The organism is Nocardioides plantarum (assembly GCF_006346395.1).
GTDB classification, from domain to species: Bacteria; Actinomycetota; Actinomycetes; order Propionibacteriales; family Nocardioidaceae; genus Nocardioides; species Nocardioides plantarum.
Genome location: NZ_VDMS01000001.1, coordinates 1,809,005 through 1,832,871 on the forward strand (window position 1 = coordinate 1,809,005; position 23,867 = coordinate 1,832,871).

Sequence of the window (23,867 nt, forward strand, 5' to 3'; positions counted from 1 at the left end):
TCATCCTCGCGGCCGGTGCGCCCGAGCCGCCCGCTGCGTAGCGTCGCGGTCATGCTGGAAGCACACTCCCTGACCAGGGTCTTCGGGTCCACGACCGTCGTCGACGACGTGTCGTTCCGGGTGACACCGGGCCGCATCACCGGCTTCGTGGGCGCCAACGGGGCGGGCAAGACCACCACCATGCGGATGCTGATGGGGGTGCTCGCCCCCTCCTCCGGCGACGTGCTCTGGAACGGCAGCCCGATCACCGCCGGCGTACGCCGCACCTTCGGCTACATGCCCGAGGAGCGCGGCCTCTACCCGCGGATGAAGCTGCGCGAGCAGCTGGTCTTCTTCGCCCGGCTGCACGGGCTGTCGGCGGCGGACGCCGGCAGCCGCGCCGACGACCTCCTCGGGCACTTCGACCTCACCGACCGCGCCGACGACCTCCTCGACGAGCTGTCGCTCGGCAACCAGCAGCGGGTGCAGATCGCGGCCGCCCTGGTCCACCGCCCCTCGGCCCTGGTGCTCGACGAGCCGTTCAGCGGCCTCGACCCGTTGGCCGTGGAGTCGATGACCGACCTGCTGCGTGCCGAGGCCGGCGACCTGCCTCTGCTGTTCTCCAGCCACCAGCTCGACCTCGTCGAGCGCCTGTGCGACGACCTCGTCGTGCTGTCCGGCGGCCGGCTGGTCGCCTCGGGGACCGTCGAGGAGCTGCGCGGACAGGGCGCCGAGCGCTTCCGCGTGGTGCTCGACGGCCAGGACGCCGCCTGGCTGCGCGACGTACGCGGCCTCACTGTCGACGACGTCGACGGACCGGTCGCCCTGGTCACCCTCGACACCATGCCGCCGTCCGAGCTCGTCGCGACGGCGGTGGCCCGCGGGCCGGTCGTCGAGGTCGCCAGGATCCGCCAACCCCTGTCCGAGATCTTCCGGGAGGTCAGCCGATGAGCACCACCGACGAGCGCACCGACAAGCGCGCCGACAGGGCCACCGACAGGGGCGGGCTCTGGAAGGTCGTCGCGCAGCGCGAGATCACCACCCAGCTGCGCAGCAAGTCGTTCCTGATCTCGGGCGCGGTGCTCGTGCTCGGCCTGGTCGTGATGGTCGTCGTGCTGACCCTCACGTCGGGCCGCGAGACGACGTACGACGTCGCGGTGGTCGACGCCACCGGCACCTCCGCCGCCGAGGCCGGCACCGCGATCGCCGACCGGATCGACGACGGCACCAAGCTCAAGGCGAAGCAGTACGACGACGCGGCCGCTGCCGAGAAGGCCGTGCGAGACGGCGACGTCGACGCGGCGCTGCTGCCGGCCGCGGACGGCGACGGCTACGAGGTCGTCGGCGACGACGACGTCGACCCGACCCTGTCGAGCGCGCTGAGCAGCGCCGTGTCGGCGGTCGTGACGGGCGCCAACGCCGACGCGCAGAACGTCGACCTCGAGGCACTGGCCCGGGGCTCGCAGGTGCAGGAGCGCCTGCTCGACGCCGACGCCGACGACCGGGGCCTGCGCCAGGTCGCGTCGTTCGTGTTCGTGCTGCTCTTCTACATCACCGCGCTCGGCTTCGGCATGCAGATCGCCGCGACCGTCACGCAGGAGAAGGAGAGCCGGGTCGTGGAGATCCTGGCCGCCGCGCTGCCGATCCGGATGCTGCTGTGGGGCAAGGTGATCGGCACCAGCGTGCTGGCCATCGGGCAGACGGTGGTGCTGGCCGCGGTGGGGGCGATCGCCCTCGTGCTCACCGGTAACGGCGACGCCCTCTCGATCCTCGGGCCGGCGATCCTCTGGTACGTGCTGTTCTTCGTGATCGGGTTCGTCGCACTGGCCAGCTTCTGGTCGGTGGCCGGGTCGCTGGCCGGACGCCAGCAGGACCTCCAGGCGACGACCGCGCCGCTCCAGCTGGTCCTGTTCGCGCCGTACATCGTCGCGGTGACGGCCGGCGAGGGCGTCAAGACGGTCGTCTCGATGCTGCCGATCGTGTCGACGATGATGATGCCGTCGCGCCTGGCCGAGGGCGACGTCCCGCTGTGGCAGCTGGCCGTCGCCATCACCACGACCCTGGTCGCCTCGATCCTGCTGGTGCGACTCGCCGCCCGGGTCTACGAGCGCACCCTGCTGCAGACCGGTCGCCGGATCACCTTCGGAGAGGCGTTCCGGGCCCGGTCCGCCGACTGAGGGCGGCCCGGGCCGGCGGTCCGGCGAGGCTCAGGCGCCCTTGCCGACCACGGACACCGGGACGTTGCCGCGGGTGGCCTTGGAGTAGGGGCAGACCTGGTGCGCGGCGTCGACGAGCTGCTGGGCCTGGACGTCGTCGACGCCCGGGATGGTCGCGGTGATGTCGGCGGTGATGGCGAACGAGTCACCCTCGGGGCCGAAGCCCACGGCCACGTCGACGACGGAGCGCGATGCGTCGACACCGGCCTGCTTGGCGACCATCGTCAGCGCACCCTGGAAGCAGGCGCCGTAGCCGACGGCGAACAGCTGCTCGGGGTTGGTGCCGGTGCCGGGCCCGCCGGTCTCCTTGGGCGCGGTGAGGTCGAGGTCGAGGACGCCGTCCTCCGACGTGGCGTGTCCGGCGCGACCGCCGGTGACGGAGGCGCGGGCGGTGTAGACGATCTTCGTGGGTGTGTTGGTCATACCGGTCTCAACCGGATGGGCCGAGCGGGTGTTCCGTGCAGGAGGGTGAACGATCTCGCACCCGGCCCGCCTGCCCCGCCCGCCCTAGAGCGACTTGACCGCCGTGAGCAGCTTGCCGAGCGTGTCCTTGGCGTCGCCGAAGAGCAGGGTGGTCTGCGGCTCGAAGAGCAGCTCGTTCTCGATGCCGGCGAAGCCGGGGCGCATCGAGCGCTTGAGGAAGACGACCTGGCGGGCCTGGTCGACGTCGAGGATCGGCATGCCGTAGATCGGGGCGCTGGGCGTGGTCCGGGCGGCCGGGTTGACCACGTCGTTGGCGCCGACGACGAGGACGACGTCGGTCTGGCGGAAGTCGCCGTTGATGTCGTCCATCTCCTTGAGCTGCTCGTAGGGCACCTGGGCCTCGGCGAGCAGGACGTTCATGTGTCCGGGCATCCGGCCGGCGACGGGGTGGATCGCGTAGTCGACCTCGGTGCCGCGGGCGCCGAGCACCTCGACCAGCTCGCGCAGGGTGTGCTGGGCCTGGGCGACGGCGAGGCCGTAGCCGGGGACGACGATGACCCTCTCGGCGTAGCCCAGCAGGATCGCGACGTCCTCGGGGGTCGCGCTGCGCACCGGACGGTCGGAGGCCTCGCCCGAGCCGAGGGTCGAGCCGCCCTTGAGCGCGCCGAACAGGATGTTGGCCACCGATCGGCCCATCGCGCCGGCCATGAGGAGCGTGAGGAACGTGCCGGAGGCGCCGACGAGGGTGCCGGCGACGAGGAGCACGGTGTTCTGCAGGACGTAGCCGCCGGCCGCGACCGTGAGGCCGGTGAAGGCGTTGAGCAGCGAGATGACGATCGGTACGTCGGCGCCGCCGACCGGCAGCACCAGCAGCACGCCCAGCAGCAGGCCCACCAGCGCGAGCGCCACCCCGACCCACACGACCGGCTCGTCGATGAGCACCCCGGCCAGCACCAGCGCCGCCAGGAGGCTGCCGGCGAAGGCGAACGCCAGTCCCGGCGGCACCACGGGCCGCGAGGTCATCAGCTCCTGCAGCTTGGCGAAGGTGACCACGGAGCCGGAGAACGAGACCGCGCCGACGAGGATGGTGAAGGCCGTCGCGACCAGGTAGGCCGCGGGTACGTCGACCCCGACGTCGGTCGCGTCGGCGAAGTGCTCGAGCTCGAGCAGCGCGACCAGCGCCGCGGCGCCGCCGCCGACGCCGTTGAACAGCGCGACCAGCTGGGGCATCTGGGTCATCTGCACGCGCTGCGCACCGACCGCGCCGATCGCCGTACCGATGACGATGGCCACGAGGATCAGCGCGACGTGGTCGAGGTCGGCGTAGAAGAACGGGACGACGCACGCGACGACGGCCGCGCCGGCGCCGACGAGGTTGCCGACGCGGGCGGTCCTGGGCCCCGAGAGCCCCTTGAGGGCCAGGATGAACCCGACCGCGCAGAGCAGGAAGACCAGCTCGGCCCAGGTCGGCATCAGACGTCGCCCGTCGGCGTTCGCGCGGAGCCCGACCTCGGTGGTCGAGCCTGTCGGGACCCCGGCTTGCGGGTGAACATCTGCAGCATCCGGTCGGTGACCACGAACCCGCCGACCATGTTGACCGCGGCCAGCACGACGGCGACCAGCGCGATGGCCAGCGCGATGCCGTCGGCGTCACCGGCCACGAGGATCGCGCCGAGCAGGATCACGCCGTGGATGGCGTTGGCGCCCGACATCAGCGGGGTGTGCAGCGTCGAGGAGACCTTGGCGATCACCTCGATGCCGACGAAGACGCTGAGGACGAAGTAGGTCAGCCAGGTGACGTCACTGCTCATGCGGGCCCTCCAGGGCGAGGCGGCTGGGCTCGTGGCGTACGACGCCCTCGTGGGTCACGCAGGCGCCGGCGACGATCTCGTCGTCGAAGTCGGGGTCGAGCGACCGCACGCCGTCGGTCTCGGGCGTGAGCAGGGTGACCAGGTTGAGGACGTTCTGGGCGTAGAGGCGCGAGGCCGGGCCCGGCATCTGGGCCGGCACGTTGCGCCCGCCCCACACCTGGGCGTGGCCGATGCGGACGACCTCGCCCGCCACGACGCCCTCGACGTTGCCGCCGCTGTCGGCGGCCAGGTCGACGACGACCGAGCCGGGCCCCATCTGCTCGACCATCGCGGCGGTCACCAGCACCGGGGCCCGACGCCCGGGGACCGCGGCGGTGGTGATGAGGGCGTCGGCCCGGGCGACGAAGGGCGTCAGCAGCTCGCGCTGGAGCGCCGCGCGGTCCTCGGTCATCTCGCGGGCGTAGCCACCGGCGCCGTCGAGCGTCGGCAGGTCGAGCTCGATGGCCTTGGCGCCCATCGACCGGATCTCCTCGGCGGCGGCCGCGCGCACGTCGTAGGCGCGCACGACGGCGCCCAGGCGCTTGGACGTCGCGATCGCCTGCAGACCGGCGACCCCGGCGCCGAGCACGACGACCTCGGCCGGCTGCACCGTGCCGGCCGCGGTCATGTTGAGCGGGAAGAACCGGCGCAGCAGCCCGGCCGCGACGATCGCGCAGCGGTAGCCGCTGACCAGGCTCTGCGAGCTGAGCGCGTCCATCGACTGCGCCCGCGAGATGCGCGGCACGAGCTCCATGGCCAGCGCGGTCACCCCGGCGTCGCGCAGGTCGGCGACCAGGCCGAGCTCCTGGGTGGCCGGGAGGAACGAGACGGTGAGCGCGCCGCGGCGCAACCGGCGTACGGCGTGGGCGTCGAGCGGCTGCACCGCCACCACGAGGTCGGCCGACTCGAGGGCCTGGTCGTGGACGATCGCTCCGGCCGCCGTGTAGTCGTCGTCGGTGATCAGGGCGCCTCGTCCGGCCCCGGGCTCGACCAGCACCTGGTAGCCGAGCGCGCTCAGCCTGGCGACGAGCTCGGGCACCATCGCCACCCGGGTCTCGCCCTCTCGGGTCTCCCTCGCCACCGCCAGTCTCACGCCGTGAACCTAGCCCGTGCCCCGGCCGAGGGTGACGACGGTCACGACCTCGTGTCGCGGGCGGCGCCGGGGACCCTCACCGAGGTGCGACTCGACGAGCGCGACCCGGTCGACGGTCCACGTTGGTCCGACGTAGCCGTCGAGGAGCCGGACCCAGCGGGTCACCTCCTGCGGACGGCCGGTGCGCGCCAGCGTGAGGTGCGGCCGGAAGCGCTGGCCGTCGACGGCGACCCCGGCGCGGCCGGCAGCCGCCCGCGCGCCGGTCGCGAGCCGGTCGAGCTCGCTGCGCGCGTCGAGGGTGAGGTCCAGGCCGGCGTAGACGACCTTGGCGTGGGACGGGTCGGGGAACGCGCCGCCGCCGGCGACCCGGGCCGCGAACGGCTCGCGCCGCCCGGCCGCCCGCTCGAGGCCCTCGACCAGCGCGTCGAGCGAGCGGTCGGGCACGTCGTCCATGAAGGCGAGAGTGACGTGGAGCTGGTCGGCCGGGGCCCAGCGGAAGGCACCGTGCTCGCGGCGGGGCTCGAGGAACTCGTCGAGGTGGTCGACGACCTCCGGGGGCGGGATGACGGCTACGAACATGCGCACGGGGCGCGACGCTAGCCGAGCGGACGCCTCGACCGCGGCGGGTTTGTCGCCGTCAGCGCCCCTCGAGGCCCGCCCGCTCGCGTGGTCACACCAGGCGCGCACCCAGGGCCGCACCGACGGCGTACGTCACCAGCATCGCGAACAGCCCGCCACCGACGTTGCGTACGACGGCCCGCCCGGGAGGCGCGAACCCCAGCCGGGCGCTGGCGAACCCGGTCAGCGCGAGCGCCACGGCGACCGCGGCCACGGTGACCGCGACCCGGGCGGACGCGGTCGCGAGCAGGATCGTGAGCAGCGGCAGCGCGGCCCCCACCGTGAACGACAGCATCGAGGCGAAGGCCGCCCGCCACGGGCTGGTCAGGTCGTCGGGGTCGATGCCGAGCTCGACCTCGGCGTGCGCGGCGAGCGCGTCCTTGGCGCTCAGCTGCCGGGCGACCTCGAGCGCGAGGTCGTCGTCGAGCCCGCGCTCGACGTAGAGGCCGGCCAGCTCGGCGAGCTCGTCCTCGGGGTCGTCGCGCAGCTCGCGCTCCTCCTTGCGCAGCAGGGCGAGCTCGGAGTCACGCTGGGTGGAGACGGAGACGTACTCGCCGGTGGCCATGCTCAGCGCGCCCGCGACGAGGCCCGCCATCCCGGCCACGGCGATGGCGCTGCGCTCGGACGTCGCGCCCGCGACGCCGACGACGATGCCGGCGGTCGAGACGATGCCGTCGTTGGCGCCCAGCACCGCGGCCCGCAGCCAGCTCAGCCGCTGGGCGAACCCGCGGTGGTGCTCCCGAGGCTCGCCGTCGTGCGCTCCGGCGTGGGGGCCGGTCGTCGTCATGTCCTGGCGCCCTCGAGGAAGTCCGTCGTCCGCAGATAGCCGGCCTCGACCAGGAGCAGCTCGCGCATCAGGTCGTCGGTCCGCTGCGGCACGACCGCGACGGTCGCCCCGCGCTCGGCGGCCTCGGCCTCGATCGCGGCCAGGGCCGCGGCCGTCTCGACGTCGGCCACCAGCAGCACCGGACCGCCCGGGGAGTAGATCGGCGGCGCCGGCACCAGCCGGCCGCGCGCGCCCACCGTGCTGAGCTCGACGCGCTCACCCTCGCCGCGGACCTGGACGAGCGGGAGGTCGTGGTGCCACCACGTCTCGACCGGCCGGAGCCCGAGCGCCTCGGCCGTCGTACGGCGCTCCGGCTCGGCGACCGGGGCGACGAACCGGACCGTCGTGGTCGTGGCCAGGACGGCCCGCAGCAGGGCGGCCCCCTCGTCGGCCCACGCGGGCGCCGCGACGGCCATGTCGTCGACGACGCGACGGGAGTCGTCACCCAGCGCCATCACGTAGCCGTGGTCGGTGCGCAGGGTCAGGGTCGCCGGGTCGGCGATCAACCGGTCCAGGAAGTCGCGGTGGCGCGCGGTCGCGTCGGAGGCCGGTCGCCAGAACCGCGGGGCGTGCGGGGCGAGCTCCTCACGGCGCGCGGCCGCGGTCTCGACGACCCAGTCGAGGTCGTCGGCCGTCAACGGGCGGGGTGCGTGGCTCACGCCTCCGATCGTCGCAGGCCACGGTCGGCCGAGGTGGGAGGAGCCCCCGGCGACGGCCCTCGAGAACACCGCGGGGTCGGGTCGGGTACGCCGGCTGCGGGGGTCTCGAGGCTCAGGCCTGGCGGCCTTCGCACCTCGACCGACGTGTCGTCAGGGGGTGTAGACGTCGCTCGCGGGCGGCGCCGCGACGGTGAACTCCTCGTCGAACTTCGAGAACACGAAGACCCCGTCGTCCTCGGCCTGCTCGACCTTGAGCAGGTAGTGCGGGTCGTCCACCGCGACGTACGCCGTGACGTCGCCGCCGGTCTGGTCGATGGCGATGGCCGGGCGACCGTCGACGTCGGTGACCTCGCCCTTGGTGTAGACCGGGTCGCCGCCGGTGGACCCGCTCCCGACGAGCTCGTCGATGTCGCAGAGCTGGTCGAAACCCTCGGCGTCGCCCTCGTCGCCCTTGATCCAGCGGTCGCCGATCTGGCCCAGCACGAGGTCGAGCTGGGTGCCGCTCAGCCCGGCGCTCGCCTCGAAGAACGCCCGGTCGGGCTTGAGGTAGGCGATGCCGTCGACGCGCCGCATCTCGGCGGTGCCGCCAGCGAGGCCGACCTTGCCGGCGCAGTCGCCGGACGAGGTGATGGTGAAGTCGAAGGTGCCGGGCTTGCCGTCGCTCTCGATGGTGCCGGAGAGGGTGACCGAGTCCAGCACGCTCATCTCCTTCTCGGCCGCGGCGACGATGTCGGCGGCCTCGCCGTCGGCGAACGACGTGGTGCCCGTGGGGTCGCCGGTGGGGTCGGCGGTCGAGCCGGTCCGGCCGTCGGTGGGGCCGGCGGTCGGGTCGCCGTCCGGGTCGTCGCCGCCGGCGTTGAGGGCGAGCGCGGTCCCGCCACCGATCGCCAGCAGGGCCAGTCCGGCCGCGACGCCGATGAGCAGGCCCTTGCGGGAGCGCGGCGGGACGGGCTGGGGGAAGGGCGGATACGCCGGCTGGTGGGTCGGCTGGTGGGTCGGCTGGTAGCTCGGCGGCGGGCCGGTCGGCCCCGCGGGCGTCGGGGTCGGCGTGTGCGCGCCCGGCAGCCGGGTGGGCTCCAGCGCCGCGGAGGCCGTGACGGCGGGCTGCAGGTAGTCGGGGGCGTCGGTCATCCGGCCGATCTCGCGCAGGTCGTCGCGCAGGTCGAGCGCGGCGCGGTAGCGGTGACCGGGCTCCTTGGCCATCGAGATGCGCAGGACCCGGTTGACCGCCTCGACGAGCGGGGTGCTCCCGGCGAGCTGCGGGACCGGGCGGGAGACGTGGCCGGTGATGATCTCGAACTCGGTGCTGCCGGCGTACGGCGCCTGCCCGGTGAGCACCACCCAGAGCAGGCAGCCCACGGCGTAGATGTCGGTGGTGACGTTGGCCGTGACCCCCTGGTGGAGCTCGGGGGCCATGGAGGACGGCGTGCCGATGGCGGTCCCGACGCGGGTGGCCTCGGCGTCGACGCGACGGGCGATCCCGAAGTCGCCGAGGTAGGCGTGCACGGTCGCGCTGCCGCGCCGGCGGACGAGCACGTTGGCCGGCTTGATGTCGCGGTGGACCAGGCCGGCGGCGTGGGCGTCGGCCAGGCCGCTGGCGACCTGCTCGATGAGCTCGGCGGCCTTGCCCAGCGGCGGCGGCCCCCACCGGGTGATCATCCGGCCCAGGTCGCCGTCGGGCACGAGCTGGGTGGCGATGTAGAGGTAGCCGTCCTCCTCGCCGTGGGCGTAGACCTGGACGACGTGGGGTGAGTCGAGGGAGGCCAGCGCGCGGGCCTCGCTGATGAACCGGCCGCGGAAGTCGGGGTCACCGGCGTACATCGGCGAGATGACCTTGAGCGCGACGCGTCGCTCGAGGTTGACCTCGAGGGCGTCGTAGACGACGCCCATGCCACCCGCCCCCAGCTGGGCGAGCACACGGAAGCGCCCGATCATCTCGCCGGGGGACGGAAACGGTGCGCTCACGTGCATGTTCTACCCGACGTGCTCCCCCCTACGTAGGATCCGCGGGTGCCGTTCCGTGTGCTTGGATCGATCCAATGAGCAGCGAACAGATCGATCCGCGTCCGCCGGCCGTCGAGGCACCGTCCGTCTGGCCCGGCCACGCCTACCCGTTGGGCGCCACGTTCGACGGCACCGGCACCAACTTCGCGCTGTTCAGCGAGGTGGCCGAGCGCGTCGAGCTGTGCCTGTTCACCCCCGACGACGACGGCGGCTTCGTCGAGACGCGCGTCGAGGTGACCGAGGTCGACGCCTACATCTGGCACTGCTACCTCCCCCTCGTGCAGCCCGGCCAGCGCTACGGCTACCGCGTCCACGGCCCCTGGGACCCCGCGCAGGGGCTGCGCTGCAACCCCACCAAGCTGCTGCTCGACCCCTACGCCAAGGCGACCGCCGGTGAGATCGACTGGGACCAGAGCCTGTTCAGCTACAACTTCGGCGACGAGGACTCGCGCAACGACGACGACTCCGCCGCCCACATGACCCACGGCGTGGTGATCAACCCCTTCTTCGACTGGGAGGGCGACCGTCGGCTCAACTACCCCTACAACGAGACGGTCATCTACGAGGCCCACGTCAAGGGCATGACCCAGCTGCACCCCGAGGTGCCCGAGGAGCTGCGCGGCACGTACGCCGGCCTGGCCCACCCGGCCGTGACCGAGCACCTGACCCGGCTCGGCATCACCGCGATCGAGCTGATGCCGGTGCACCAGTTCATCCAGGACTCCACGCTGCTCGACAAGGGGCTGCGCAACTACTGGGGCTACAACACCCTCGGCTTCTTCGCCCCGCACGCCGACTACGCCGCCACCGGCGGCCCGGGCCAGCGTGAGCAGATCGGCCAGCAGGTCCAGGAGTTCAAGGCGATGGTCAAGGCCATGCACGCCGCCGGCATCGAGGTCATCCTCGACGTGGTCTACAACCACACCTCCGAGGGCAACCACATGGGCCCCACGCTCAGCATGCGTGGCATCGACAACCACGCCTACTACCGGACGGTCGAGGACGACCAGAAGTTCTACATGGACTACACCGGCACCGGGAACTCCCTCAACGTCGGCAACCCCCACGCCCTGCAGCTGATCATGGACTCGCTGCGCTACTGGGTCACCGAGATGCACGTCGACGGCTTCCGCTTCGACCTCGCCTCGACGCTGGCGCGCGAGTTCTACGAGGTCGACCGGCTCGCGGCGTTCTTCGAGCTCGTGCAGCAGGACCCGGTCGTCTCGCAGGTCAAGCTCATCGCCGAGCCCTGGGACATCGGTCCGGGTGGCTACCAGGTCGGCGGCTTCCCGCCGCAGTGGACCGAGTGGAACGGCGCCTACCGCGACGTCGTACGCGACTTCTGGCGCGGCGAGCCCGCGCTCGGCGAGTTCGCCTCCCGCGTGGCGGGGTCCTCCGACCTCTACGAGCACTCCGGTCGTCGTCCGGTCGCCAGCATCAACTTCATCACCGCCCACGACGGCTTCACCATGCGCGACCTGGTCTCCTACAACGAGAAGCACAACGAGGCCAACGGCGAGGACAGCAACGACGGCGAGAGCCACAACCGGTCCAACAACCACGGGGCCGAGGGGCCGACCGACGACCCCGAGATCCTGGCGGCGCGCTCGCGGGCGCAGCGCAACATGCTGGCCACCCTGCTGCTGAGCCAGGGCGTCCCGATGATCCTGCACGGCGACGAGTGGGGTCGCACCCAGCACGGCAACAACAACACCTACGCCCAGGACTCCGAGATCGCCTGGATGGACTGGGTCGACGTCGACCAGCCGCTGATGGACTTCACCTCGGCCCTGGTGCGGCTGCGGCGCGACCACCCGACGTTCCGCCGCAAGCGCTTCTTCACCGGCGGCGAGGTCCGCATCGGCGAGACCGGCGAGGACCGGCTCAACGACATCGTCTGGCTCCACCTCGACGGCCGGCCGATGGAGGACGGCGACTGGAACGGCGGTTCGCAGGCGATCGGGATGTACCTCAACGGCAACGGCATCGCCGGCAAGGACGAGCGCGGCGCCACCATCACCGACGAGCACTTCCTGCTCTACTTCAACGCCGACGGGCCGGCCGACCTGACCCTGCCGCCCGAGGAGTACTCCGAGGCCTGGGACGTCATCGTCAACACCGGTGGCTCGGCCGACGCGTCCGAGACCTGCCCGGCGGGATCGACCTTCCACCTCGAGAGCACCAGCGTGCTCGTGCTGCGCCAGCACCGTGAGCCCGAGGCCGAGCCCGACCACTCGGTCGCGGCATCGGTGGCGGCGCAGACCCGGGTCGGCTGACCCGTGGCCGTCGTCCCGTCCAAGGTCCCCACCAACACCTACCGGCTGCAGATCCGGGAGTCCTTCGACCTCCACGAGGCCGCCGGACGGCTGGCCTACCTGCACGACCTCGGGGTCGACTGGGTCTACCTGTCGCCGCTGCTCGAGGCCGAGCCCGGCTCCGACCACGGCTACGACGTCGTGCGGCACGACCGGATCGACCCCGCTCGTGGCGGCCGCGAGGGCTTCGACGTCTTCGTCGCCGAGGCGCGTCGGCTCGGGCTCGGTGTGCTCGTCGACATCGTGCCCAACCACGTCGGCGTCGCCACTCCCCGCCTCAACGCCTGGTGGTGGGACCTGCTCGACCAGGGCCGTGGGTCGCGCTACGCCGAGGCGTTCGACGTCGACTGGGAGTTCGGCGACGGGCGGGTGCGGGTGCCCGTGGTCGGCGACGGCGACGAGGGTTCGGTGCAGCGCACCGACGAGGGCGTCAGCTACCACGACCACCGCTTCCCGGCGGGCGACGGCTACGAGCTCGTCTCGTGGCGTGCGGCCGACGACCGGCTCAACTGGCGGCGCTTCTTCGCCGTCAACACCCTGGCCGGCATCCGCGTCGAGGAGCCCTGGGTCTTCGACGAGAGCCACGTCGAGATCGCGCGCTGGTTCGCCGAGGGACTCGTCGACGGCCTGCGCGTCGACCACCCCGACGGGCTGCGCCACCCCGAGGCCTACCTGCGCGACCTCGCGACCCTCACCGGTGGCGCCTACGTGCTCGTCGAGAAGATCCTCGAGCCCGGCGAGGAGCTGCCGTCGTCGTGGGCGACCGCCGGCACCACCGGCTACGACGTCCTGGGCCTGGTCGACCGCGTGCTGACCGACCCCGCCGCGGCGCACGCGCTGCCCGGCAGCGACCTCGACTACGTCGAGATGATCCACGACACCAAGCGCGCGACGGCCGACGGCATCCTCGGCTCGGAGGTACGCCGGGTCGTGCGCGAGCTGCCGCCGCTCGACATCGCCGACGACGTGCTCGTCGACGCGGTCGCCGAGCTCGTCGCGTGCTTCCCGGTCTACCGGTCCTACGCACCCGAGGGCCTCGAGCACCTCGACACCGCGGTGGCCGACGCCCGGGCGCGGCGGCCCGACCTGGCCGAGGCGATCGCGACCGTCTCAGCGGTGCTGCGCGACGCCACCCAGCCGGCCGCGCCGCGCTTCGAGCAGACCAGCGGTGCCGTGATGGCCAAGGGCGTCGAGGACTGCGCGTTCTACCGCTACAACCGACTCACGTCACTCAACGAGGTGGGCGGTGACCCCGGGCACTTCTCGGTGGGCGTCGACGGGTTCCACGATGCCATGGCCCGGCGACAGTCCTCGTGGCCGCACGCGATGACCACGCTGTCGACCCACGACACCAAGCGCGGCGAGGACGTGCGCGCCCGGATCACCGCGCTCGCCGAGGTGCCGCAGCAGTGGACCGAGGCCCTCGGGCGGCTCCAGGCCGCCGCGCCGCTGTCCTCCGAGGCGTTCGCGTCGCTGCTGTGGCAGGCCGTGCTCGGCGCGTGGGACGGCGACGACCCCGACCTGCGCCCACGGCTGCACGCCTACGCCGAGAAGGCGATGCGCGAGGCCGGCGACCACACCACGTGGACCGCGCCCGACGCCGCCTTCGAGGACTCCGTCCACGTCGCGGTCGACGCGGCCTTCGACGACCCCGCCGTGCGCGAGGTGCTCGACGAGCTGCTCGCCAAGACCGTCGGGCCCGGCTTCTCCAACGCGCTCGCCGCCAAGCTCGTCGCCCTGACCGCACCGGGAGTGCCCGACGTCTACCAGGGCTCCGAGCTCTGGGAGCAGTCGCTGGTCGACCCCGACAACCGGCGCCCGGTCGACTTCGACCTGCGTGCGGCCCTGCTCGCCGACGTCTCGCTCGAGCACCCCGCCAAGGCCAAGCTGCTGGCGACCACGACCGCGTTGCGCCTGCGTCGCGACCGGCCCGAGCTGTTCACGACGTACACCGGCGTCGAGGCCGACGGCGACTCCGCCGACCACGTCCTCGCCTTCGACCGGGGCGGGGTCATCACGGTGGTCACGCGCCTGCCGCTGGGTCTCGCGGCCCGGGGCGGCTGGGGCGACACGACCCTCCGGCTGCCACCGGGCGAGTGGCGCGACCTGCTGACCGACTGGCCGACCGACGGGGCGCTGTCACAGCTGCTCACGACCTACCCGGTGGCCCTGCTCGTCAAGGAGGACTGACATGACGCTCCCTCGCCGCGGACCGTTCGACGTGTGGGCTCCCCGCGCGACCCGCCTGCGACTGTCGGTGGCCGATGCCATCGTCGACATGCACCAGACGGACGGCGGGTGGTGGACCCCGTCCGGGACCACTCCCGACCCGACGACGGGAGACGTCGACTACGGCTACCTGATCGACGACGCGGACGCGCCCCGACCCGACCCCCGGTCGCGGCGCCAGCCCGAGGGCGTCCACCAACGCTCTCGAACCCACCGCCCCGAGTCCTTCTCGTGGAGCGACGACACGTGGACGGGCCGGCAGCTGGCCGGCGCGGTCGTCTACGAGCTGCACCTCGGTACCTTCACCCCCGAGGGCACCCTCGACGCCGCACTGGGCAGGCTCGACCACCTCCGCTCGATCGGCGTCGACCTCGTCGAGCTGATGCCGGTCAACTCCTTCAACGGCACCCACAACTGGGGCTACGACGGCGTCGCCTGGTACGCCGTCGACGAGACCTACGGCGGGCCCGAGGCCTACCAGCGGTTCGTCGACGGGTGCCACGCCGCCGGGCTCGGCGTCGTGCAGGACGTCGTCTACAACCACCTCGGACCCTCGGGCAACTACCTGCCCCTGTTCGGGCCCTACCTCAAGGACGGGCGCAACACCTGGGGCGACCTGGTGAACCTCGACGGCGAGGGCTCGGCCGAGGTGCGTCGCTACGTCATCGACAACGCGCTGATGTGGTTCGCCGACTTCCACGTCGACGCGCTGCGGCTCGACGCCGTGCACGCGCTGCACGACGAGTCGCCGACCCACCTGCTGGAGGAGCTGGCGATCGAGGTCGCCGCGCTCTCGGCCCACCTGGGCCGGCCGCTGACCCTGATCGCCGAGTCCGACCTCAACGACCCGCGACTGATCACCCCCCGCGAGGCGCACGGCTACGGCCTCGACGCCCAGTGGAGCGACGACTTCCACCACGCGGTCCACGTGGCCCTGACCCGCGAGACCACCGGCTACTACGCCGACTTCGAGCCGCTGGCCGCCCTGGCCAAGGTGGTCGAGAAGGGCTTCTTCCACGACGGCACGTTCAGCTCGTTCCGCGGGAGCAACCACGGTGCCGCCGTCGACACCGCGGCCATGCCGACCTGGCGCCTGGTCGTCTGCAGCCAGAACCACGACCAGATCGGCAACCGCGCCGTCGGCGACCGGATCACCGACGTGCTCGACGACGACCAGCTGGCCTGCGCCGCGCTGCTCACCCTGGCCGGCCCGTTCACGCCCATGCTGTTCCAGGGCGAGGAGTGGGCCGCCCGGACTCCGTTCCAGTTCTTCACCTCCCACACCGAGCCCGAGCTGGGCAAGGCGACGGCCGAGGGTCGGATCGCGGAGTTCGCGCAGATGGGCTGGGACCCCGCGGTCGTGCCCGACCCGCAGGACCCCGCGACCTTCGAGCGCTCCAAGCTCGACTGGTCCGAGCTCGACGAGCCGCGCGGGGCGCGGATGCTGCAGGTCTACCGCGACCTGGCCCGGCTACGACGCGAGCTGCCCGAGCTCACCGACCCGTCCTTCGCGCGCACGTCGTGCGAGGTCGACGAGGAGACCCGGTTCTTCACGATGCGTCGCGGCGGGCTCGACGTGCTGGTCAACTTCGGCGACACCGAGGTCACGGCCCCGATCGGGCCCGCCACGCTGCTCTTCGAGACCGAGTCGGGGGTCGGGCTCACCGAGGGCGGGATCCGGCTCCCGGCTCACGCCGGGGCCCTGGTCCGCCTCACCCCCTAGTGGCTCAGGCTTCCTCGGAGCCCTCGGCGGCCGGCGGGGCCTCCTGCCCTCGGGCCCGACGCTCCTGGTCGTAGCGCCGGCGCTGCTGCTCGGCGCGCTCCCGCACCTGGCGCAGGAAGTCGTCGTCCCGTTCGGGGTCGACGGCGGCGGCGCGACCCGGGCGGTCGTACTCCGGGAAGTGCGGCGCGTGCCGCTCGTACGCCGCAGCCCTCCGCGGCCCGCTCTCCGGACGTCCGGCGACCAGCCACGCGACGGACCCGACGAACGGGAAGAACAGCACCAGCAGCAGCCAGACGACCTTGGGCAGGTTGCGCATGGCGATCTCCGGGGTCTGGATGACCTCGACCAGGCAGTAGACGAACAGGCAGAACGTCACCACACCGAAGAGCAGCTCGACTTTGATCACGCGCACAGTCTGGAGGGCCCGACCTCCGCTGTCTCCCTCTTGCGCGAACTCGCGGGTCTCAGGGGACGATCACGTAGAACGGCTGGTCGGAGCGCTCGAGACTGGTGCTCGACCCGTAGGTGCGCAGCATCGTGTTGACGCCGACCTGGTTGTACGTGCAGGCCTGCTGGTAGAAGCCGGTCTCGACGAAGGCCTGCGGCTGGTCGGGAGCCAGCACGGTGCCGCTGCTGCGGAAGTTCAGCGAGGCGACCGGGGCCGACGTACGGCCGTCGACGCCCGGCACCGTGAGGCAGTAGGTGCCGAGGAGGTCGGTGGACTTGGTGACCTTGACGCCGGGCGAGGACGCCTGGATGGTCCCGTCGGCGTCGACCGCGGCCCAGCCGTGCACCGTGCGCAGCGACCGGACCGCACCGGAGGACAGGTCGCCCTGGCCGAGCGAGCCGTTCTTGACGTCGACACCGGTGACCGTGCCGTCCTTGATCTGGGCTCCGGTGATCACCGTGGCGGCGACCGAGCCACCGGCTACGGCGAGCACGACGGCGGCGGACACGAGCGCGACGCTCGGCAGGGACGGGCGGGGGATGCTCACGGGGGTTCCTCTCGACGGGGTGTGAGCACCAGCCTGCGCCGAGGGGTTCGGGATCGGTTCGAGAATCCTTAGCCCGGTCCGACCGAGCCGAGCACCTCGTCGACCCAGGTCGGCACGAGGAGGCCGGCCGGACCCTGGCGCGACTCGTGGAAGAACGACGTGCCCTCGCTCGGCTGCAGGTTGAGCTCGAGCGTGCGGGCGCCGTGCCGGGCGGCGTACTGGACGAACCCGGCCGCCGGGTAGACCGCCCCGGAGGTGCCGATCGACACGAACAGCTCGGCGCGGCGCAGCACGCCGAGGATGGTGTCCATCTCGTAGGGGATCTCGCCGAACCACACCACGTCGGGGCGCAGCTCGGTCACCCCGCAGCCCGGGCAGGGCGGGAAGTCGACCAGGTCGCCGGTCCACTCGGTGCGCATGCCGCAGGCACGGCACAGCGCCGAGCGCAGCTCGCCGTGCATGTGGTGCACCCGCGACGAGCCGCCGCGCTCGTGGAGGTCGTCGATGTTCTGGGTGACGAGGTAGAAGTCGTCGCCGAGCACCTCCTCGAGCCGACCCAGCGCGACGTGGGCGGGGTTGGGCTCGACGGCCGTCAGCGCCGCACGGCGGGCGTCGTAGAACTGCTGGACGACCGTGGGCTGGGCGTCGAAGGCCTCCGGTGTCGCGACGTCCTCGACCCGGTGGCCCTCCCACAGGCCGTCGGCGTCGCGGAACGTCGGCACCCCGCTCTCGGCGGAGATCCCGGCACCGGTGAGGACGACGACACGCACCCCGTCACCCTGCCAGACCGAGGAGGACGACGACGTAGCCGCCCGTGTCGCTCCAGGGGTCGCCCGCCCACGTCCCCCACCGGGCGACCTCCTCGAGCCCGGCCGCCCCGGCAGCGGCGACGACGGTGTCGAGGTCGGTGACCGGGCACCCGTCGGGCAGGTGGTCGGCGTCGGTCCCGAAGCCGCAGACGAGAAGGCCGTCGGGTGCGAGGTGCTCGGCCACGCGGTGGCAGGTCTGGTCGAGGGTGCCGTCCTCGAGCAACGGGACCACGTTGCCCGCGAGCAGCACCACGTCGAACGTCTCGCCCAGGTCGAGCGTCGTCAGGTCGGCGACCCGCCAGTCCAGGCCGGGCGCCTCGGCCCGCGCCACCTCGACCATCGAGGCGTCGACGTCGCAGCCCACGACGTCGTACCCCAGCTCGTGCAGACGTACGGCGACCCGGCCGGTCCCGCACCCGGCGTCGAGCACCTGCGCCGGTGGGGCCTGGTGGGTCGGGTCGAGCGGCCGCAGCCTCGCCACCATGCCCGCCTCGCCGTGCACGTCGGCGCCCTCGGCGGCGAGCCGACGGAACCGCTCGGCGTACGCCGCGGCGTAGTCGTCGCCGTCGTGGGCGCTGGCGACCTCGGTCCACCGGGTCACGGGCTGGTGCCCCGCGTCGGGGTCGGGCTCCGGGGCGGTCCGGGGGTGGGGGTCGGCGACACCACGCCCGAGTAGCCGTCGTCGGCGAACCGGATGCTGGCGCGGTCGGCCTTACGGCCCCCGATGCCCGCGACGCACGACCGGCCGTCGCGGCTCTCCACGAAGACCCGGAAGGTGCGCTGCTCGTCCTTCAGGGCGCGGTCGTCGGGGCTGACGCGGAGCAGGAACGACCCGGTCGGTCCGTCGTCGACCTCGCTCACCCGCGCGGTCACCGTGGGCGCCGGTGAGCCGGACATCGTCTGCCACCGGATGATCGTCGACTCGACGGCCATCTTGTAGAGCTCGATGGGCTCGTCGCACAGCAGGTCGAGCCCACTGTCGACGTCGAGCTCCTCGGCGATGACCTGCGCCATGTCGGCCACGTCGCGCACCGAGTCGGCCTCGGTCGGCTCGTCGGCCCCGACTGCGAGCCGGACGACGGCCACCCCGGCCAGGGCCACCATGACGACGCCGACGACGAGCCACGGCAGCACCGTGACCAGCTGCCGTCGGCGTCCGTCCGGGCCGTGCGTCATACGACCAGTGAAGCAGCCGCGCCGGGACGGCTCCCGCGGAGGGCGAGAGGGCGCCCAGTTCGCCGCCGATGCCGCCCTCGGCGACGATCGGCGACGTGGCGGCGAGTGGCGACCTAGGCTTGGCGTGCCCGCACTCCCCAGAGCCCAAGGCGGCCCCTGTTGTTGTCCCTGACCTACGTCAGCTCCGCCACCGACCTCCTGGAGGTCCCGACCCTGATGAGGCTCCTGGTCGACTGGCGAGTCACCAACCACGCTCGCGAGCTGAGCGGGATGCTCCTCTACAGCGGCGGCAACATCATCCAGGCCCTCGAGGGTCCCGATCAGGCCGTCGTGACGATGTTCGACACGATCGGTGCCGATGCCCGCCACCACGACGTGATCGAGATCCTGCGGGACCCGATCGACGAGCGAGCCTTCCCCGACTGGTCGATGGGCTTCCGCCACGTCAGCCCGGACCAGATCGAGGCGACCGAGGGCTTCAACCCGTTCCTGCAGCAGGCGACCGGCGCCGAGGCCGGCGCGTCCGACAGCTCGGCCTACCGGCTGATGTCGATGTTCAAGAAGAACATCCGCTGACCCCGACGACGTCCGACCGCCAGCGGTCCGGCGACACCCGCTCGCTACCGTCGATCACGACAACCGAGCCCGAGGAGCACAGCTGATGGCCCAGGTCACCGCCACCACCGAGACCACCCTGTCGGTCGCCCCGACCGTCGCGCTCGCCGCGCTCGCCGACTACGCCGACACCCGGCCCGCGATCCTCACCGAGGCCTACACCGACTACGCCGTCGAGTCCGGCGGGGTCGGCAGCGGCACCGTCGCGACCTGGCGGCTGCACGCCACCAAGAAGCGCGTGCGCCACGTCGTCGCCGACGTGGTCGTCGACGCCTCCCGCGTGATCGAGACCGACCGCAACTCCTCCATGGTCACGACGTACGCCGTGGTGCCCGACGGCGCCACCGGGACCCGGGTCGTGGTGACGACGACCTGGGACGGCGCCGGCGGCGTCGGGGGGTTCTTCGAGCGCACCTTCGCACCGAAGGGCCTGGCCCGTATCCACGACGGCGTGCTCGCCAACCTCGCCCAGCGCCTGGGCTGACCCGCGCAGCCGCGTCCCTGGTGGGCGTTCGAACGCGCGCTTCACGTGGTCAGGAGATCGTCCCGCTGGCCCAGGCCTGAAGTAGCTCAGCCACCAGTGCGGCGAGACTTGCCGATATCGTCGGGTCGTCTCCCGCCGCTTGTGCGGCGAGCCGAGGGATGTCCGCTTCAGCGCTGGCGGCCCGCTCTGTGAGGATGCCCATCGCTCGTTCGACCTCGGCAGACGCGGCAGACCCGCCGGGGTGCACAGACAGGCCCTCGACCAGCACCTGAGTCTCGATGCTCTGCAGGAGTCGAAGGAGGTCCAGCGCATCCTTGTCGACGATGCGCCCCGTCTTCCCGGCGGCAGCGTCCGCGAGGCGGTCGTCGATCTTGATCGCCTTGGCGACCACGAGCGCCGCCGGCCCGGCGACCCTGATCACATGGACGCGGTCATCTCCAGCAACCAGGGCCCCCACGTCCCGAGGTTCGTTGTCCGTGAGGGCGGCCGCCAGTCCGGGGGCGACCCTAGCCACCTTCTTGTCGTGCGGTGCGAGATCAGCAGCTCGCTTCCCTTCAGGACGATTGGCCTGGTGCGGTGCGACCATGAGGTCGACTGCGATCCCCTGAACGTTCTCCCAGTGGCCAGGCTGGCCGACAGTGAAGCCAGCCGCGGACAGCGCGGTCGCTATCTCGGGGTCGTCCGCGAGGAGGTCGGCATCCAACGCAAGGTCCGCGTCGGTCGTCATGGGCGGCACCATCGAGGTGGTGGGAACGGCATGCATGTAGACGGCTTGAGCGCCGATCAGGATCATGCTCGATCGGTGGTCCTCCAAGGCGTCCAAGACGTCCAACAGCGTTCGTCGCGCAGCCACGTACTCGGCTGGATGGTCGTCGTGAGTGCTCATCAAGTCCTCCATAGCGGGTCTTCCAGCTCGAGTTGGTCCATCAGTTGATCCGCCAAGGACGTCTCCCGCCCGGGAAGCGTCAACAGGTCGGCGAGGACCTGTCCTCTCGGGGCGAGCGGAAGGCTGCTGCGCCCCTTCCTCGGAGCCAGGAGAATGCGAAGGTCCTTCGGTCGCGCGACGATCACGTTGCTCACGGCACGGTCGACACGAACCAGTCCGACACCTCTCGCCCACGCCCCTCCATCCTCCGCGTAGACCGTGAGACGGGTTGTCGGCACGACTGGCACGAGACCATCGCGGAGATAGTCGCGAGCAGCTATCCCCCCCGTGACGCAGATCGACGGGGTCGATCTGATCTGGTCGAGCACGCCGTCGAGTCCCCGCGGAGCCAGGAAGTCCAGCACGACCCCGTTGCCGCTGAGGAAGGAGTAGTCCTGGACCCATCTCTCGAGAAGCAGCCGGCGCCTGATGTCGACCACCCGGCCGGCCGAATCGCGAGAGATCGCATTGGCCGCAGCCAACGTCGGTAGCAACTTGGAGACAGACCCGGGGCTGGACACACCGGCTCGAGTTGCCAACTCGCGGACGCCAAGCGGTGGGTCGACCTCGAGAAGAGTCTCGATCGTTCGCGAGACGGCGACGCCGTTCAGCCTGACGACCTCACTGCTGACACGCGGCGCGCGCCCGGCGGTCCCCTCGGTGCGGATGAAGACGACGGGATCCTCCAGGTTGAGGAAGGACCATCCGCCCTCGTCCAGATAGCCCATGCCCAGCTTCTCGCAGACATCGCGTAGGGGCTTGCTCGTGTAGTCCGTGAGCAGCAACACGGGTCGGGATGTCCGGTCCTGCAGACGGCTCAACACTCCGACGACCGCTCCCGTGGGGGCTGTCGACCACAGCTTGACGGCGACTGCCAACTCGACGTTTGACCCGTCGGGCGCTGTCAGGATCAACGTTGCATCGAAGGGCGCAGACGCAGGTGCGACATGGACACGCCAGGCTGAGGGCAGTGCGTGACGCAGCATCGCCGCGGCCGACTCGATGCGCGTTTCCTTGATCGGCTCGTTTCCCATACCGAGAAACAGGTTAGATCGAGAAACGGGGGATGGGAAGCGCCGGACACCCCCAACTCGTCGCACCCATGCAGTGTTTCCCAAACTTGAGTGTTTCTCAGTCCGAGAAACTAGCAGGTTGAGGAAACGAAGCCTCTTCAGAACCGGCCGTCGCGTGGGACTCGGTGGCTCGCGTCACCCATGGAGACAGGTCCACAACCTGCTGGACACCCGCGAAAGTAGTTGTCCGAGTCAACCGATGTGACGTACCTCTCGGAATAGCCAACCGGGCATGGGCGCTTCTCTCGTGCCGAGCTCGTCATCGTCGACTGCTGGCACCACGCGACACAGCGCACCCGACGTACCCGAGGAGCACCGCCATGGCAGGCACCGACCAGCGCACCGACTACCGCGTGACCTTCCTGGTCCTCTGTGCGGGGGTGGCGTCCTTCTCGCTGCTGCAGTCGATGGTCAACCCGGTGCTGCCGACCATCGAGGCCGCCCTCGACACCGACCAGGCCACGGTGACGTGGGTGCTGACCGCCTACCTGCTGTCGGCCTCGGTCTTCACCCCGATCATCGGACGGATCGGCGACAAGGTCGGCAAGGAGCGGATGCTCGTCGTCGCCCTCGTCGCCCTCGCGGTCGGCTCCCTGCTCGCCGCGCTCGCCCCGTCGATCGGTGTGCTCATCGCCGCCCGCGCGATCCAGGGCATCGGCGGCGGCGTCCTGCCGCTGACGTTCGGCATCATCCGCGACGAGTTCCCGCGCGACAAGGTCGCCGGCGCCGTCGGTACGTCGGCCGCCCTCCTCGCCGTGGGCGGCGGCATCGGCCTCGTCCTGGCCGGGCCCATCGTCGACGTCCTGAGCTACCACTGGCTGTTCTGGATCCCGATGGTGATGACGGTCCTCGCAGCCCTGGCCGCCTACTTCTTCGTGCCCGAGTCGCCCGAGCGCACCGCCGGCCGGATCAACGTGTCCTCCGCGCTGCTGATGTCGTCGTGGCTGGTGACGCTGCTGCTCGCGGTGAGCCAGGGCCACAGCTGGGGCTGGGGCTCCCCGATCACGGTCGGCCTGTTCGTGGCCACCGCCGTCCTGCTCCCGGTGTGGGTGCGGGCCGAGGCGCGCAGCGACAGCCCGCTGATTGACATGCGGATGATGCGGATCCCGACCGTGTGGACCGTCAACCTCGTCTCCCTGCTCTTCGGCATGGGGATGTACTCGATGTTCGCCTTCCTCCCCCAGTTCCTGCAGACCCCCGACGACGTGACCGGCTACGGCTTCGGTGCCTCGGTCACGCAGTCGGGTCTCATGCTCCTGGGACAGACGGTCGCCACCTTCCTGGCGGGCATCTACTCCGGTCGCCTCGCGGCCCGCTTCGGCTCCAAGGCCGTCCTGGTCGTCGGCGCCACGCTCACCGCGTTCGGCACCCTCGGGCTCGTCGTGGCCCACGACCAGCTGTGGATGGTGCTCGCGGAGACCACCGTCCTCGGCCTGGGCTTCGGCCTCTCCTTCGCCGCGATGTCCAACCTGATCGTCGACGCCGTCCCGCAGTCCCAGACCGGCGTCGCCAGCGGCATGAACGCCAACATCCGCACCGTCGGCGGTGCCCTCGGCAGCGCCGTGCTCGCCAGCGTGGTGACCGCCAACGCACGTCCCGACGGCCTGCCCGTCGAGGCCGGCTACACCCACGGGTTCGGCGTGCTCGTCGTGACCTCGACCCTCGCCGCCCTGGTCGCCGTCTTCGTGCCGGTGATCAAGGCCCGCACCCACGTCGTACCCGGCCCGCAGACCGAGGCCGAGGCTGCTGAGCACGCCGCGGCTGCCGAGGTCACCGCGGTTCGCTGACCGCACGTCGGTCGAGGTGCGAAGGCCGCCAGGCCTGAGCCTCGAGACCCCCGCAGCCGAGGCACCCG

23 protein-coding genes are annotated in these 23,867 nt (G+C 71.8%); 8 read left to right on the forward strand and 15 right to left on the reverse strand.

The window, feature by feature from the left end; all coding sequences use genetic code 11:
- The first annotated feature begins 51 nt into the window (after nucleotides 1–51).
- The gene (locus FJQ56_RS08500; protein ID WP_140008901.1) at nucleotides 52–930 is read left to right on the forward strand and encodes an ABC transporter ATP-binding protein; all 879 of its coding nucleotides are present in this window, start codon (nucleotides 52–54) and stop codon (nucleotides 928–930) included.
- Entirely contained in the window at nucleotides 927–2,156 is a 1,230-nt protein-coding gene (locus tag FJQ56_RS08505) for an ABC transporter permease (RefSeq protein WP_140008903.1), read from the forward strand. The genes FJQ56_RS08500 and FJQ56_RS08505 overlap by 4 nt, the downstream gene beginning before the upstream one ends.
- Before the next feature lie 30 nt (nucleotides 2,157–2,186).
- On the opposite strand, the gene FJQ56_RS08510 is transcribed toward FJQ56_RS08505, so the two are convergent.
- The 8 genes from FJQ56_RS08510 to FJQ56_RS08545 form a co-directional block, all read right to left on the reverse strand.
- Entirely contained in the window at nucleotides 2,187–2,618 is a 432-nt protein-coding gene (locus FJQ56_RS08510; protein ID WP_140008905.1) for an organic hydroperoxide resistance protein, read from the reverse strand.
- Between the two features lie 84 nt (nucleotides 2,619–2,702).
- Nucleotides 2,703–4,091, reverse strand: a complete 1,389-nt coding sequence (locus FJQ56_RS08515; protein ID WP_140008907.1) for an NAD(P)(+) transhydrogenase (Re/Si-specific) subunit beta — start codon at nucleotides 4,089–4,091, stop codon at nucleotides 2,703–2,705.
- Nucleotides 4,091–4,429 (reverse strand): NAD(P) transhydrogenase subunit alpha part 2, encoded by a 339-nt coding sequence (locus FJQ56_RS08520; protein ID WP_140008909.1) that lies wholly within the window; start codon nucleotides 4,427–4,429, stop codon nucleotides 4,091–4,093. The genes FJQ56_RS08515 and FJQ56_RS08520 overlap by 1 nt, the downstream gene beginning before the upstream one ends.
- Nucleotides 4,419–5,561 (reverse strand): NAD(P) transhydrogenase subunit alpha, encoded by a 1,143-nt coding sequence (locus FJQ56_RS08525; protein ID WP_140008911.1) that lies wholly within the window; start codon nucleotides 5,559–5,561, stop codon nucleotides 4,419–4,421. Before FJQ56_RS08525 ends, FJQ56_RS08520 begins: the two co-directional genes overlap by 11 nt.
- A gap of 9 nt (nucleotides 5,562–5,570) precedes the next feature.
- Nucleotides 5,571–6,140 carry an RNA 2',3'-cyclic phosphodiesterase gene (gene thpR / locus FJQ56_RS08530; RefSeq protein WP_246084120.1) on the reverse strand — a complete coding sequence of 190 codons (570 nt, stop codon included), beginning with the start codon at nucleotides 6,138–6,140 and terminating at the stop codon, nucleotides 5,571–5,573.
- 91 nt (nucleotides 6,141–6,231) lie between these two features.
- Nucleotides 6,232–6,966: a VIT1/CCC1 transporter family protein gene (locus FJQ56_RS08535; RefSeq protein ID WP_140008915.1), complete on the reverse strand. Its 735-nt coding sequence runs from the start codon at nucleotides 6,964–6,966 to the stop codon at nucleotides 6,232–6,234.
- The gene (locus tag FJQ56_RS08540; RefSeq protein WP_140008917.1) at nucleotides 6,963–7,664 is read right to left on the reverse strand and encodes a hypothetical protein; all 702 of its coding nucleotides are present in this window, start codon (nucleotides 7,662–7,664) and stop codon (nucleotides 6,963–6,965) included. The genes FJQ56_RS08535 and FJQ56_RS08540 overlap by 4 nt, the downstream gene beginning before the upstream one ends.
- 150 nt (nucleotides 7,665–7,814) lie before the next feature.
- Nucleotides 7,815–9,629, reverse strand: a complete 1,815-nt coding sequence (locus FJQ56_RS08545; protein WP_170215320.1) for a serine/threonine-protein kinase — start codon at nucleotides 9,627–9,629, stop codon at nucleotides 7,815–7,817.
- 74 nt (nucleotides 9,630–9,703) lie between these two features.
- Here FJQ56_RS08545 and glgX point away from each other — a divergent pair, with 74 nt between their 5' ends.
- From glgX to treZ, 3 genes are read left to right on the forward strand one after another with little or no spacing between them, the layout of a single operon-like run.
- Complete coding sequence (glgX, locus tag FJQ56_RS08550; protein ID WP_140008921.1) at nucleotides 9,704–11,944, forward strand: glycogen debranching protein GlgX; 2,241 nt, start codon at nucleotides 9,704–9,706, stop codon at nucleotides 11,942–11,944.
- 3 nt (nucleotides 11,945–11,947) lie between these two features.
- Nucleotides 11,948–14,173: a malto-oligosyltrehalose synthase gene (treY, locus tag FJQ56_RS08555; RefSeq protein WP_140008923.1), complete on the forward strand. Its 2,226-nt coding sequence runs from the start codon at nucleotides 11,948–11,950 to the stop codon at nucleotides 14,171–14,173.
- Between the two features lies 1 nt (nucleotide 14,174).
- A complete protein-coding gene (gene treZ / locus FJQ56_RS08560; RefSeq protein WP_140008925.1) occupies nucleotides 14,175–15,935 on the forward strand; it encodes a malto-oligosyltrehalose trehalohydrolase in 1,761 nt (586 codons plus the stop codon).
- 4 nt (nucleotides 15,936–15,939) lie between these two features.
- Here the strand turns inward: treZ and FJQ56_RS08565 are convergent, their stop codons facing one another.
- From FJQ56_RS08565 to FJQ56_RS08585, 5 genes are all read right to left on the reverse strand, one after another.
- The gene (locus FJQ56_RS08565) at nucleotides 15,940–16,341 is read right to left on the reverse strand and encodes a PLD nuclease N-terminal domain-containing protein (protein WP_140008927.1); all 402 of its coding nucleotides are present in this window, start codon (nucleotides 16,339–16,341) and stop codon (nucleotides 15,940–15,942) included.
- Between the two features lie 58 nt (nucleotides 16,342–16,399).
- Nucleotides 16,400–16,930, reverse strand: coding sequence for a hypothetical protein (locus tag FJQ56_RS08570; protein WP_140008929.1), 531 nt, complete (start codon nucleotides 16,928–16,930; stop codon nucleotides 16,400–16,402).
- Nucleotides 16,931–16,998: 68 nt separating this feature from the next.
- Nucleotides 16,999–17,700 carry an NAD-dependent deacylase gene (locus FJQ56_RS08575; RefSeq protein ID WP_140008931.1) on the reverse strand — a complete coding sequence of 234 codons (702 nt, stop codon included), beginning with the start codon at nucleotides 17,698–17,700 and terminating at the stop codon, nucleotides 16,999–17,001.
- Nucleotides 17,701–17,704: 4 nt separating this feature from the next.
- A complete protein-coding gene (locus FJQ56_RS08580) occupies nucleotides 17,705–18,340 on the reverse strand; it encodes a class I SAM-dependent methyltransferase (protein ID WP_211350794.1) in 636 nt (211 codons plus the stop codon).
- Entirely contained in the window at nucleotides 18,337–18,915 is a 579-nt protein-coding gene (locus FJQ56_RS08585; protein WP_140008933.1) for a hypothetical protein, read from the reverse strand. Before FJQ56_RS08585 ends, FJQ56_RS08580 begins: the two co-directional genes overlap by 4 nt.
- Before the next feature lie 159 nt (nucleotides 18,916–19,074).
- On the opposite strand from FJQ56_RS08585, the gene FJQ56_RS08590 reads away from it, so the two are divergent.
- Complete coding sequence (locus FJQ56_RS08590; protein WP_170215321.1) at nucleotides 19,075–19,491, forward strand: BLUF domain-containing protein; 417 nt, start codon at nucleotides 19,075–19,077, stop codon at nucleotides 19,489–19,491.
- Between the two features lie 85 nt (nucleotides 19,492–19,576).
- A complete protein-coding gene (locus FJQ56_RS08595; protein ID WP_140008937.1) occupies nucleotides 19,577–20,014 on the forward strand; it encodes an SRPBCC family protein in 438 nt (145 codons plus the stop codon).
- A 49-nt stretch (nucleotides 20,015–20,063) separates the two neighbouring features.
- Here the strand turns inward: FJQ56_RS08595 and FJQ56_RS08600 are convergent, their stop codons facing one another.
- Together FJQ56_RS08600 and FJQ56_RS08605 are read right to left on the reverse strand one after the other, a co-directional pair.
- The gene (locus tag FJQ56_RS08600) at nucleotides 20,064–20,900 is read right to left on the reverse strand and encodes a hypothetical protein (RefSeq protein ID WP_140008939.1); all 837 of its coding nucleotides are present in this window, start codon (nucleotides 20,898–20,900) and stop codon (nucleotides 20,064–20,066) included.
- Nucleotides 20,900–21,853 (reverse strand): hypothetical protein, encoded by a 954-nt coding sequence (locus FJQ56_RS08605; protein WP_140008941.1) that lies wholly within the window; start codon nucleotides 21,851–21,853, stop codon nucleotides 20,900–20,902. Before FJQ56_RS08605 ends, FJQ56_RS08600 begins: the two co-directional genes overlap by 1 nt.
- 479 nt (nucleotides 21,854–22,332) lie before the next feature.
- Here FJQ56_RS08605 and FJQ56_RS08610 point away from each other — a divergent pair, with 479 nt between their 5' ends.
- Nucleotides 22,333–23,799: an MFS transporter gene (locus tag FJQ56_RS08610; protein WP_140008943.1), complete on the forward strand. Its 1,467-nt coding sequence runs from the start codon at nucleotides 22,333–22,335 to the stop codon at nucleotides 23,797–23,799.
- Nucleotides 23,800–23,867 lie beyond the last annotated feature (68 nt).

Bases quoted from the DNA above. Each gene is read 5' to 3' on its own strand.
- FJQ56_RS08500 (WP_140008901.1), top strand. From the start codon at position 52: ATGCTGGAAGCACACTCCCTGACCAGGGTCTTCGGGTCCACGACCGTC.
- FJQ56_RS08505 (WP_140008903.1), top strand. From the start codon at position 927: ATGAGCACCACCGACGAGCGCACCGACAAGCGCGCCGACAGGGCCACC.
- FJQ56_RS08510 (WP_140008905.1), bottom strand. From the start codon at position 2,618: ATGACCAACACACCCACGAAGATCGTCTACACCGCCCGCGCCTCCGTC.
- FJQ56_RS08515 (WP_140008907.1), bottom strand. From the start codon at position 4,091: ATGCCGACCTGGGCCGAGCTGGTCTTCCTGCTCTGCGCGGTCGGGTTC.
- FJQ56_RS08520 (WP_140008909.1), bottom strand. From the start codon at position 4,429: ATGAGCAGTGACGTCACCTGGCTGACCTACTTCGTCCTCAGCGTCTTC.
- thpR (WP_246084120.1), bottom strand. From the start codon at position 6,140: ATGTTCGTAGCCGTCATCCCGCCCCCGGAGGTCGTCGACCACCTCGAC.
- FJQ56_RS08535 (WP_140008915.1), bottom strand. From the start codon at position 6,966: ATGACGACGACCGGCCCCCACGCCGGAGCGCACGACGGCGAGCCTCGG.
- glgX (WP_140008921.1), top strand. From the start codon at position 9,704: ATGAGCAGCGAACAGATCGATCCGCGTCCGCCGGCCGTCGAGGCACCG.
- treZ (WP_140008925.1), top strand. From the start codon at position 14,175: ATGACGCTCCCTCGCCGCGGACCGTTCGACGTGTGGGCTCCCCGCGCG.
- FJQ56_RS08585 (WP_140008933.1), bottom strand. From the start codon at position 18,915: ATGACGCACGGCCCGGACGGACGCCGACGGCAGCTGGTCACGGTGCTG.
- FJQ56_RS08595 (WP_140008937.1), top strand. From the start codon at position 19,577: ATGGCCCAGGTCACCGCCACCACCGAGACCACCCTGTCGGTCGCCCCG.
- FJQ56_RS08600 (WP_140008939.1), bottom strand. From the start codon at position 20,900: ATGAGCACTCACGACGACCATCCAGCCGAGTACGTGGCTGCGCGACGA.
- FJQ56_RS08610 (WP_140008943.1), top strand. From the start codon at position 22,333: ATGGCAGGCACCGACCAGCGCACCGACTACCGCGTGACCTTCCTGGTC.